At 75.0% G+C, this 11,360-nt stretch carries 9 protein-coding genes; 6 read left to right on the plus strand and 3 right to left on the minus strand.

Going from position 1 to position 11,360, the window contains the following annotated elements; all coding sequences use genetic code 11:
* Positions 1–85: 85 nt before the first annotated feature.
* Positions 86–1,135: an NAD-dependent epimerase/dehydratase family protein gene (locus ACFV4G_RS11385; protein ID WP_380438933.1), complete on the plus strand. Its 1,050-nt coding sequence runs from the start codon at positions 86–88 to the stop codon at positions 1,133–1,135.
* Positions 1,136–1,146: 11 nt separating this feature from the next.
* Here ACFV4G_RS11385 and ACFV4G_RS11390 read toward each other — a convergent pair whose 3' ends face one another.
* On the minus strand, positions 1,147–3,228 hold the full coding sequence (locus ACFV4G_RS11390) for an AAA family ATPase (RefSeq protein WP_380438952.1): 2,082 nt from the start codon (positions 3,226–3,228) through the stop codon (positions 1,147–1,149).
* Between the two features lie 399 nt (positions 3,229–3,627).
* Complete coding sequence (locus tag ACFV4G_RS11395) at positions 3,628–4,185, minus strand: uridine kinase (protein ID WP_380438954.1); 558 nt, start codon at positions 4,183–4,185, stop codon at positions 3,628–3,630.
* A gap of 383 nt (positions 4,186–4,568) precedes the next feature.
* Here ACFV4G_RS11395 and ACFV4G_RS11400 point away from each other — a divergent pair, with 383 nt between their 5' ends.
* The gene (locus ACFV4G_RS11400) at positions 4,569–5,732 is read left to right on the plus strand and encodes an acyl-CoA dehydrogenase family protein (protein WP_380438935.1); all 1,164 of its coding nucleotides are present in this window, start codon (positions 4,569–4,571) and stop codon (positions 5,730–5,732) included.
* Between the two features lie 130 nt (positions 5,733–5,862).
* Here ACFV4G_RS11400 and ACFV4G_RS11405 read toward each other — a convergent pair whose 3' ends face one another.
* Entirely contained in the window at positions 5,863–6,318 is a 456-nt protein-coding gene (locus ACFV4G_RS11405) for a hypothetical protein (RefSeq protein ID WP_380438937.1), read from the minus strand.
* A 229-nt stretch (positions 6,319–6,547) separates the two neighbouring features.
* On the opposite strand from ACFV4G_RS11405, the gene ACFV4G_RS11410 reads away from it, so the two are divergent.
* The 4 genes from ACFV4G_RS11410 to fxsA all read left to right on the plus strand — a co-directional run bounded on the left by ACFV4G_RS11410 (position 6,548) and on the right by fxsA (position 11,328).
* Positions 6,548–6,988 (plus strand): Lrp/AsnC family transcriptional regulator, encoded by a 441-nt coding sequence (locus ACFV4G_RS11410; protein WP_380438939.1) that lies wholly within the window; start codon positions 6,548–6,550, stop codon positions 6,986–6,988.
* Between the two features lie 95 nt (positions 6,989–7,083).
* Positions 7,084–8,697 carry an amidohydrolase gene (locus ACFV4G_RS11415; RefSeq protein WP_380438941.1) on the plus strand — a complete coding sequence of 538 codons (1,614 nt, stop codon included), beginning with the start codon at positions 7,084–7,086 and terminating at the stop codon, positions 8,695–8,697.
* Between the two features lie 355 nt (positions 8,698–9,052).
* Positions 9,053–10,693 (plus strand): apolipoprotein N-acyltransferase, encoded by a 1,641-nt coding sequence (gene lnt, locus ACFV4G_RS11420; protein WP_380438956.1) that lies wholly within the window; start codon positions 9,053–9,055, stop codon positions 10,691–10,693.
* 56 nt (positions 10,694–10,749) lie between these two features.
* A complete protein-coding gene (gene fxsA, locus ACFV4G_RS11425; protein WP_380438943.1) occupies positions 10,750–11,328 on the plus strand; it encodes an FxsA family membrane protein in 579 nt (192 codons plus the stop codon).
* Positions 11,329–11,360: the final 32 nt, after the last annotated feature.

The raw sequence follows: 11,360 nt of genomic DNA on the forward strand, positions 1-11,360 counted from the left end.
TCCACCGGCGTTTCCGCTCTCGGCGATTCTGCCGACAGCAGGCAGCCGTTCCCATGCCGGCCACCCGCAGGACAGGGTGGTCGGCATGAGGCTTCTCTTGCTGGGTGGAACGAAGTTCGTCGGACGCGCCATCGCCGAGGAGGCGGTGGCACGGGGCTGGGAGGTGACGGCCCTCAACCGCGGCACGCAGCCCGCGCCCGAGGGCGTGACGGTGCTGCGGGGCGACCGCACCGCCGAGGGCGGGCTCGACGCCCTGGCGGCGGGGGAGTGGGACTCGGTGGTGGACACCTGGTCCTGGGCCCCGGCGGCGGTCCGGGCGAGCGCCCGGCTGCTCAAGGACAGGGTCGGGCACTACGCGTACGTGTCCAGCTGCTCGGTGTACGACTACCCGAAGCCCGCCGCCGCCGACGAGTCCGCCGCGGTCGTCGAGGCCACGCCGGACGCCGCGGGCGAGGTGCCGTACGCCGAGGCCAAGCGCGGCGCGGAGCTCGCCCTGGAGGAGGAGTTCGGCGGGAGCGCGGTGTACGCCCGCGCCGGGCTGATCCTCGGCCCGTACGAGAACATCGGCCGGCTGCCGTACTGGCTCAACCGGATCGCCAGGGGCGGCCCGGTGCTCGCCCCCGGCCCGCGCGGGCTGCCGCTGCAGTACATCGACGCCCGCGACCTCGCCGCCTGGATGCTGGACGCCACCGCGGCGCGGCTCGGCGGCGCGTACAACCTGGTGAGCCCGCCCGGGCACGCGACCATCGGGGCGGTCCTGGAGGAGTGCGTCCGCGCCACCGGCTCGGACGCCGACCTGCGCTGGACGGACCCGGAGCGGATCGTGGCGGCCGGGGTCGAGCCGTGGACGGAACTGCCGATCTGGGTGCCGCCGGGCGACCTGCACGACTACCTGCACGACGCGAACGTCGACCGCGCGGTGGCCACCGGCCTGCGCTGCCGGCCGGTGGCCGAGACCGTCCGGGACACCTGGGCGTGGCTGGAATCGATCGGCGGCAGCGCGCCGCAGCGCAGCGACCGGCCCTTCGTGTGGCTCGACGCCGAGCGCGAGGCCGAGCTGCTCAGGAGCTTCGGGGGCTTCGGGGGCTTCGGGGGCTTCGAGGGCTCGGGGGGCTCCGGGAGCCTCGGGAGCTGACCCGCGGGCGGTCAGTTCCGGCCGTCGATCAGCTCCCCGTACGCCTGGACGAGGTCCGGCAGCCGCAGCGTCGCCAGGTCCTCCCGGCCCGGCGGCTCGCGCAGCAGCGAGAGCCGCAGGTCCCGGTAGGCGCAGGACTTCTCGTACAGGGTACGGATGAAGCGGCCGTTGCCCAGTTCGTCGATCCAGCCCTCGCGCACCACGTGGGTGCAGATGCTGGCCAGCTCCTCGGCCGCGTCCTCGTCCCAGCCGTCGCCGTCCCGGCCGGCCAGCGCCGCGCCGATCGCGGTCAGCTCGCCGGGGCGGTAGCTGGGGAAGTCGACCCGGGTGGTGAAGCGGGAGTTGAGGCCGGGGTTGGTGGCGAGCAGCCGGTTCATGCCCTCGGGGTAGCCGGCCAGGATCACCACCAGCCGGTCGCGGTTGTCCTCGGCGCGCTTGAGGAGCACTTGGAGCGCCTCGTCGCCGTACGCGTCGCCCTTGGTGTAGCCGGAGTTGGAGAGGCTGTACGCCTCGTCGATGAAGAGCACGCCGTCCAGCGCGGAGTCGATCAGCTCGTTCGCCTTGACGGCGGTCTGGCCGAGGAACTCACCGACCAGGTCGGCCCGTTGCGCCTCGACCAGGTGGTCGCCGGAGAGCAGGCCGAGGGCGTGGAAGACTCGCCCGAGGATCCGGGCGACGGTGGTCTTGCCGGTGCCCGAGGGGCCGGAGAAGACGAAGTGCCTCTTGGGTGGCTGGACCGGCAGACCCTGCTCGGCGCGGAGCCCTGCCATCCGCAACTGCGCCGACAGCGCCCGCACTTGGCGCTTGACCGGCTCCAGGCCCACCATCATGGCGAGTTCGGACAGGGCGGCGTCCAACTCGCGCTCGCCGCCCGCCTGCTGGGATCCGGCGGACGGGGCGATCCGGGGCAGCGCCTCGCCGCGGAGCGGGAGCGGCACGACGGGCACGATGGGCGCGACGGGCGTGGCGGGCCCGGCCGGTCCGGTCGGCCCGGCCGATCCGGAGCGCTCGCCGGCGGCCTGCGGCGGGGCGTCCGTCGGTGCGGCCTCCTCGGCGTACCCGCCGCCGCTCGGGTAGCCGGGCCCCTGGCCGTACGCGTCCTGGTACTCGACGTCCTCGGGAGAAAGGGCGTCCGGAGAAAGGGCGTCCGGAGAAAGGCCGTTGGGGGAGAAGCCGTCGGGGGAGAGGCCGCTCGGAGCGAGCCCGTTCGACGGAAGCCCGTTCGAGGGGAGCCCGTTGGGAGAGAGCTCGTCCGGCGCGAACACCCCCGTCGACTGCACACCGGGCAGGAAGCCCTCCGGCGTCATCTCCTCCGGCGGGACGTCGTCCAGGTACGGCTCCTCCACCCCGCCCGGGCGCCCGCCCTCCAGCAGCCCGTCCGCGAGCGCGTCCTCCGCCGAGATCGCGGCCAGCCGGGCCGCGGTGTCCATGAACGCCGGATCGGCCCGGTGCACCGCCCGGTACAGCGGCAGCGCCGCCGCGCTGCGCCCGGCCCCCTCGTACGCCCGCCCCAGCCAGTACCGCAGCTCCTTGCGCTGCGGCTGCTCGGAGCGGCAGCGGGCCAGCGAGGCGGCCAGCGGGGCCTGGGCCTGGGCGCACATGTCCAGCCGGACCCGCGCCATGCCGGCGAACAGCCCGGCCTCGATGCCGAGCATCGGGTCGTCGAGCAGCCGGTCGGTGTCGCGGATCAGCTGTTCCCAGTCCTTGAGCAGGTAGGAGCGGCAGGCGTACAGGAACTGGGCGGACGGGTCCTCGCTGGGCGCCGGGCACTGCTCCAGCGCGCGGTCGAGCTCGGCCAGGTGTCGGCCGTCCAGCCAGTGCGAGGCGTGCGCGAGCGCGAGGTCGCGGGCGTCCTCCAGGACCGGCTGCACCCACCAGCCCAGCCAGTACCAGGAACTGAGCGGCCGGCGGTGGATCCGGCGCTGTTCGCCGAAGCGCTTTTGGTGGCGGTACATCGCGAGCAGGGCGGCCGGGGTGTCGCTGCGCAGGGCGTGCAGGCCGAGCCACGCGTCGGCCATGCCGGGGTCGAGCCGTACCGCCGCGCGGAACTCCTCCTCGGCGCGCGCGTACGCGCCCGCCGTGTAGGCGTCCATGGCGCGCAGCCAGGCCCGGTCGGCGAGCCGGTCCGGGCCGCCCGCGTTGCTGTCGGAACTGTCGACCGTCGTCACTCACGCCCCCCGCGGTGTGGCCCGGGGCTCGGCCCGCGGGCCGCGTGCGCGGAGCCGGCCGGTGCTCGCAAGCCCCCGGGGCGCAGATGCGCCTGGTGCAAATCGTACCGGGGCCACGCTGATCCGGAAGGGTGCCGCACCGGTTCAAATGCGATCGTGCGCGCGGTTGTTGGGCACGTCGGGCGGTGGGGGAGCGCATTTCGCGACGGGCGCGGACGGCACCCCCGGCTCACGGGGGAACAAGCCGGGGATGCCGGGTCCACGGTGGCCGGAAGCTTTCGTTCCGGCGTCTGGGGAGAACTTAGGACGCGGTGACTGCGCAGGTCAAGAGCTTGTTGAAGGTTCACCCACGGTGCCCGGCGAGATCCGTCCGGTCACTCCGTCGACGCGGGTGCCGGCGTGCGGCCGGCTCGGGTCGGCGGCGAAATGCGCCGATTCGGCGCGTGCCCAGCCCACCCAGAATTCGGCCAGTTCCGGCCCGTCCCGTTCCTCGCCGCGGCGCCGGGCGGTGGTGGCGTCCAGGTCCATCCAGATGATCCGCGCCAGCCACGGCCGCACCTCCCGCCGCCCGGCCCCGACGCCCTCCACCAGCACCACCGGCGCCACCGGCACCGCGGCCGTGCCGGCGAACCGCCGCAGCGTCCAGTCGTACACGTCGTACGCGGTGTCCCGACCCGCCGCCAGCGGCTCCAGCACCTGCTCGCGCAGCCGCCCGGCCCAGCCGAAGGGCTCGGCGTGGGTGGCGAGATCGTCGAGGTGGATCACCGGGGCCCCGCCCAGCGCCCCGGCCAGCCGCCCGGCGAACGTCGTCTTGCCCGAGCCCGCGTGCCCGTCCACCGCGACCAGCCGCACCGGCCCGCAGGACGGCGGCAGCGCCCGCAGCTCGGCGGCGAGGGCGGCGACGGTGTCGGGGCTGCCGGGGGCGGCGAGGGCGCCAGGACCGCCCGGAAGGCCCGGTGCGCCGAGGGTGCCAGGACCGTCCGGACGGCCCGGTGCGCCGTGATCGGGCGGCGTGATCAGGCCGGCACGGGGGTTCGGGGTATCGGAAGCAGCCACATCGTCAACCCTACGGTGCCGTACCCGGCCACTCCGGACAGTTCATATGCGCAGGTCGTGACGTCGGCGCGGCTTTCGGGCATACTCACTTCGCCACGCCTGTGAACGGCCGTTCACCGCAACCCGGTGCCGGTCGGGCCGACCTGCCACACCCGCGCCGGACCTGCCGAACCAGGACCCGGCGCCCGATCGAGGAGGCGACCGCCGCCATGACCACCTCCCCTGCGAAGCCCGTGGACCGCCAGCTGCCCACCGAGGAGGCCCGTGAGCTGCTGAGCCTCACCCGGGAGCTGGTCCAGCGCGAGCTCAAGCCGCGCGCGGCGGAGGACGAGGCCGCCGACCGCTTCCCGCGCGACGTCTTCCGCACGCTCGGCGAGGCGGGCCTGCTGTCCCTGCCCTACGACGAGAAGTACGGCGGCGGCGAGCAGCCCTACGAGGTCTACCTCCAGGTCCTGGAGGAGCTGTCGGCCGGCTGGCTGGCCGTCGGCCTCGGCGTGAGCGTGCACACGCTCTCCTGCCACGCGCTCGCCACCTTCGGCACCGAGGAGCAGCGCGCCGCCTGGCTGCCCGGCATGCTCTCCGGCGAGCAGCTCGGCGCCTACTGCCTCTCCGAGCCGCAGTCCGGCTCGGACGCCGCCGCGCTGCGCACCCGCGCCGGGCTGGACGGCGACGAGTACGTCGTCAACGGCACCAAGGCGTGGATCACCCACGGCGGGCGGGCGGACTTCTACAGCGCCCTGGTGCGCACCGGCGTGGACGGCCCGAAGGGCATCAGTTGCCTGCTCGTCCCCGGCGACCAGCCCGGCCTGTCGTTCGCCGCGCCGGAGCACAAGATGGGCATGCGCTCCTCGCCGACGGCGCAGGTGCACTTCGACGGTGCCCGCGTCCCGCGCGAGCGGCTGGTCGGCGAGGAGGGGCAGGGCTTCCAGATCGCCCTCGCCGCCCTCGACTCCGGCCGCCTCGGCATCGCCGCGTGCGCGATCGGCGTCGCCCAGGCCGCGCTCGACCTCGCGGTCGAGTACGCCGGCACCCGCCGCCAGTTCGGCCGCCCGATCGCCGAGTTCCAGGGCCTGTCGTTCATGCTCGCCGACATGGCCACCCAGATCGAGGCCGGCCGGGCGCTGTACCTGTCCGCCGCGCGGCTGCGCGACGCGGGCCGTCCGTTCTCCAAGGAGGCGGCGATGGCCAAGCTGTTCTGCACCGACACCGTGATGCGGGTGACCACGGACGCCGTCCAAGTGCTCGGCGGCTACGGCTACACGCAGGACTTCCCGGCCGAGCGGTACATGCGCGAGGCGAAGGTGCTGCAGATCGTCGAGGGCACCAACCAGATCCAGCGGCTCGTGATCGGCCGCCACCTCACCCGGGGCTGACGGGCCCCTCACCCGCGGCCGGCACACGGCCCCGACACGGCCTCCGGCCGTCGCTCCAGGGTGCGGAGCGGCGGCCGGAGGTTTCGCTTTCCCGTCGAATGCGGTTTGACGTCCCGTCAACTCGCTGGCGTCAGCGGCTGATCAGCCGGCGCCGCTGCTCGGGGATGGTCGGCGTGACGGCGGCGACGCGCACCGGGCGGTGCGCCACCGCGTGCGAGAACGGCTGGGTGCGCCAGTCCAGGCCGCTCGGCAGCTTGAACAGCGCCTCGAAGCCGGCCGGGCCGTCGTCGTCCGAGGCCTCCGCCTCGGCGAGGTCGTCGGTCGGGGTGCCCGAGCCCGGGCAGATCGCGGGGGCGAAGGGGTTCCACGCGGTCGGCAGCAGGGCGTGCAGCGGCAGCCGCTCCTCGTCCGCGACGAGGGCGATCGGGCGCCGGCACTCGGGGCAGTGGACCCGGAAGATGTCCCAGGGCTCGCCGTCGCCCGGGTCGGCGCTCGGCGTGGGGAGGTGCCCGACCGCGATGTCGTCGCGGCCGGCCGTATCGTCGGTCTCGTCGGAGCCCAGGGCACGCTGGTCGGTAGCAGGCATGAGGATCCCCCTCGGATCGGGCCCGGCGTGGTCGCCCGGGGCCACAACCAGCACTTCCCTCCCGCGCGGATACATAATCCTGCGGTCCGGCGCACCATGATGCACCGGGTGTGTCCTTCGCCACATTCGCCCGGCATGTGCCCGCCTGACACCCCTGCCCGCCCCTGGTGACACCGTGTGCGCCCATCGGGGCGCCCCGCGCGCCCCCGAGCGGGTAGGTTTGCGCACTGTGGAGGATCTCGACCAACGCATCGTCCAGCTGCTCCTAGAGGACGGCCGGATGAGCTACACGGACCTGGGCAAGGCCACCGGCCTGTCCACCTCGGCGGTGCACCAGCGCGTGCGCCGCCTCGAACAGCGCGGGGTGATCCGCGGCTACACCGCGATCATCGACCCCGACGCCGTCGACCTGGCGCTGACCGCGTTCATCTCGGTCAAGCCCTTCGACCCCAGCGCGCCCGACGACACCCCCGACCGCCTGGCGGGCCTGCCCGAGATCGAGGCCTGCCACAGCGTCGCCGGCGACGAGAACTACATCCTCAAGGTCCGCGTCGGCGCGCCCGGCGACCTGGAGGACCTGCTCGCCCGCATCCGCAGCGCGGCCGGCGTCTCGACCCGCACGACGGTCGTGCTGTCCACCCCCTACGAGGCGCGACCCCCGAAGATCTGAGCACCGGTCGGTGGGCGCCTCTCCCCCAGCCCGTCGGCTTGGGGGTGCCCCCCAGCCCGTCGGCGGGCAAGGAGGGAGGGTGCAGACTTGGGCGCATGACCGAACGCACCAACCGGACCGTCCTGCTGCGCGGCGGCGCCGTCTACAGCCCCGCCGACCCCTTCGCCACCGCGATGCTCGTCGAGGGCGAACACGTCGCCTGGGTCGGCAGTGACGGCGCCGCCGAGGCGTACGAGGGGGTGGCCGACGAGATCGTCGAGCTCGACGGCGCCCTGGTCACCCCGGCGTTCGTCGACGCCCACGTGCACGCGACCTCCACCGGACTGGCGCTCACCGGCCTCGACCTCACCGGCAGCCCGTCCCTCGCCGCCGCCCTGGCGGCCCTCACCGCCTTCGTCGACGCCCAGGAGACGGCCGGCGGCGTGCTCATCGGCCACGGCTGGGACGAGACCGGCTGGCCCGAGGGCCGCCCGCCCACGCTCGCCGAACTCGACGCCGCCGCACGGGGTGCCGCCGTCTACCTGTCCCGCACGGACGTCCACTCCGCCCTCGCCACCACCGCGCTGCGCACCCTCACCGAGGGCCTCGCCGACCGGCCCGGCCACTGCGCCGAGGGCCCCCTCACCAAGGACGCCCACCACGCCGTCCGGCAGACCGCGCTCGCCCGTCTGACCCCCGAGCAGCGCCGCCGCGCCCAGCGCGCGACCCTCGCCCGCGCCGCCGAACTGGGCATCGGCGCCCTGCACGAGTGCGCCGGCCCGGAGATCTCCTCCGAGGCGGACCTGGCCGCCCTGCTGGCCCTGGCCGCCGACGGCGATGGCCCCGAAGTCTTCGGCTACTGGGGCGAGTTGGGCGGCGTCGAGACGGCCCGCCGACTCGGCGCGGTCGGCGCCGGCGGAGACCTCTTCGTCGACGGCGCACTCGGCTCGCACACCGCCTGCCTGCACGCCGCCTACGCCGACGCCGACCACACCGGCACCGCCTACCTGACCGCCGACCAGGTCGCCGACCACGTCGCCGCGTGCACCGAGGCCGGGCTCCAGGCCGGCTTCCACGCCATCGGCGACGCCGCCGTCGGCGCGGTCGTCGACGGCGTCCGGGCGGCCGGCGAGCGGGTCGGCGCCGCGCGCGTCAAGGCCCTGCGCCACCGCGTCGAGCACGCCGAGGCGCTGGACGACGAGTCCGTCGCGGCCTTCGCCGAACTCGGCCTCACGGCCTCCGTCCAGCCCGCCTTCGACGCCGCGTGGGGCGGCCCGGAGGGCATGTACGTCCAGCGCCTCGGTGCCGGACGGGCCGCCGCGCTCAACCCGTTCGCCGCCCTGCTGCGCGCCGGTGTCCCGCTCGCGTTCGGCTCCGACGCCCCGGTGACCCCGCTCGACCCGTGGGGGACGGTCCGGGCCGCGGCCTTCCACCGGACGCTGGAGCACCGGATCTCCGTCCGCGCCGCGTTCACCGCCCACACCCGCGGCGGCTGGCGCGCGATCGGCCGCGACCAGGACGGCGTCCTCGTCCCGGGCGCCGTCGCCAGCTACGCGATCTGGGCCGCCGGCGACCTGGTCGTCCAGGCCCCCGACTCCCGCGTCGCCGGCTGGTCCACCGACCCGCGCTCCGGCACCCCCGGCCTGCCGGACCTCACCCCCGGCCACCCGCTGCCGACCTGCCTGCGCACCGTCGTGCGGGGCCGCACGGTCCACGCGGCCGCCGAGTAGACGGGCGGAGCCGCCGGGCCACGCAGGTCGGCCGGACGACGATCAGCCCGGCGGTCCCCGCCGGCTCCACCGTCCCGCGCACGCTGCTCACCCAGGACTTCCGCCTGGAGCCCCTGGGCGAGCGGCACAACGCATCCGATCTCGCCGCCTGGTCCGGCAGCCCGCCTCCACCGCGCGGTCTCCATCCGATCTCGCCGCCGACCGGCCGTTCGGCGGGATCCGCCACGCGCCCCGCTGACCAGGCCGCGGGCCCGTCCCCACCCGCCCCTCGCCTCCCGGTCACCGTCCGTTCCGGGGTACCTTCTTCGCACTGCGTCCGAACAACAAGCCACAGAGAGATGGTGCGCCGGTGACCATGTCCGTCACCCAGGAGCGGTCCGCTGCCGCACCCGAGCCGCCGGCCCCCGAAGCACGGCCCGGCCGGCTCGCCCGAGCCGTCGCCAAGGTCCGCGCCGGCCTGCCCCGGACCGGCCTCGCCGCCCTGGCCGGCCTGCTGCTGGCCCTCGCCTTCCCGCCGTACGACCTGTGGCCGCTGTCGCTGCTCGGCGTCGCGGCGCTCTCGCTGCTCACCCGGGGCCGCACGGTCCGCCAGGCGGCCTGGACCGGCTTCGCGTTCGGCTTCCCGTTCTTCCTGATGCTGCTCAGCTGGCTGCGCGTGGTCGGCTGGGACGCGACGGTCGGCCTGTCGGTCGTCGAGGCGCTGTTCATGCTGCTGCTCGGCGCCGGCCTCGCCCTCACCTCCCGCCTGCCCGCCTGGCCGCTGTGGGCCGCGTGCCTGTGGGTCACCCAGGAGTGGGCGCGCGACCGGCTGCCGCTCGGCGGCTTCCCCTGGGGCCGGCTGGCCTTCGCCAACACGGCGACCCCGTACACCCCGCTGGCCGCGATCGGCGGCGCCCCGCTGGTTACCTTCGCGGTCGCCCTCTCCGGCGCCCTGCTGGCCTGGGCGGCGCTGCGCCTGCGCGGCCCGCGCCGCGCCCCGCGCGCGGCCGCCCTGGCCGGACTCGGCGCCGTGGCGGCGCTGCTGGCCGGCTACCTCGTCCCGGTGCCGACCAAGGCCGACGACACCGTGAAGGTCGCGATCGTCCAGGGCAACGTGCCCAACCCCGGCATGGACTTCCTCGGCCGCCCGATGATGGTCCTCAACAACCACGCCTCGGCGACCGAGCGGCTGGCCGCCGACATCAAGGCCGGCAAGGTCGAGCGCCCCGACGTCGTGATCTGGCCGGAGAACTCCTCCGACCTCGACCCCTTCAGCGACCCGCTCGCCTACGAGCGCATCGACGGGGCCGTGAAGACCGTCGGCGTGCCCACCCTGGTCGGCACCCTGGTGGACGGCCCGGACGCCCAGCACGTCCAGAACGAGGGCATCGTCTGGGACCCGAAGACCGGCCCCGGCGCCTCCTACACCAAGCAGCACCCCGTCCCGTTCGGCGAGTACGTGCCGTTCCGCGCCCAGCTGATGAAGGTGATCACCCGCCTGCAGCGGGTCGCCCGCGACTTCTGGCCCGGCGACCACAACGGCGTCATGCAGCTGGGCCCGGCCCGGATCGGCGACGTGATCTGCTTCGAGGTCGCCTACGACGAGATCGTCCGCGACACCGTCGACAGCGGCGCCCGCGTCCTGGTCGTGCAGACCAACAACGCCACCTACGCCAAGACCGGCCAGCCCGAGCAGCAGCTCGCGATGTCCCGGCTGCGCGCGGTCGAGCACGGCCGGGCCGTATTGATCGCCGCCACCAGCGGCATCAGCGCGGTGATCGCCCCGGACGGCACGGTGGAGCAGCGCACCCGGGAGCTGACGCCGGCCGAGCTGTCCGCCACCGTCCCGCTGCGCGACGGCACCACGGTGGCCGACCGGATCGGCCCCGCTCCGGAGTGGGCGCTCGCCCTCGGCGGCCTGCTGGCCTGCGGCGCGGGCCTCCTGGTCTCGCTGCGCCGGCGACGGTCCGGCGGAACACCGGCCGCCGGGGAATCGTTGGACGAGGTGGTGCCGTAGCCGGCCCGGACCTCCCGTGCGGCGTGCAGAGCACCGCCTTGGAGTGGATCCGTACCGTGACCCAGCAAGCTACCCCCGCCCGTCCGGCCCCGCGCGGAAAGCTCCGCCGTGTGCTGCCGCTGCTGATCACCGCCTGGCTGGTGCTGGAGATCTGGCTGCTGGTCCAGGTGGGTTCGTGGCTGGGCGGCTTCACCGTCCTGCTGCTGCTCATCGCCGGCGCCGTGATCGGCGGCTCGCTCATCAAGCGGGCCGGGCTGAAGGCGCTGTCCGCGGCGATCGAGCAGAGCAAGGACCCGAAGTCGCAGCAGCCCCAGACCGGCACCAGCATGACGGTCCTGGCCGGTCTGCTGCTGATCGTCCCCGGCTTCCTGTCGGACCTCGTCGCGCTCACCCTGCTGTTCCCGCCGACGCGCGCGCTCTGGCGGGCGGCCGGCCGCCGGCTGGCGGACAAGGCGCTGCGCAGCACCTCCGCCGTGGGCGCGGACGCGTTCGCGGACGCGATGCGGCTGCAGGAGCAGATGCGGATCCACCGCCCGGACGGCAAGGTCGTCCAGGGCGAGGTGGTGGATCCCGAGGCGGGCCCGCGCGGCCCGCAGGGCCCGGACACCACCTACCGCCCGCCGATCACCGGCTGACCGCCCCCCAATCCCCCGCCCGGGCCCGGGGC

Source organism: Kitasatospora sp. NPDC059747, assembly GCF_042732955.1.
In the GTDB taxonomy this organism is placed as follows: Bacteria; Actinomycetota; Actinomycetes; order Streptomycetales; family Streptomycetaceae; genus Kitasatospora.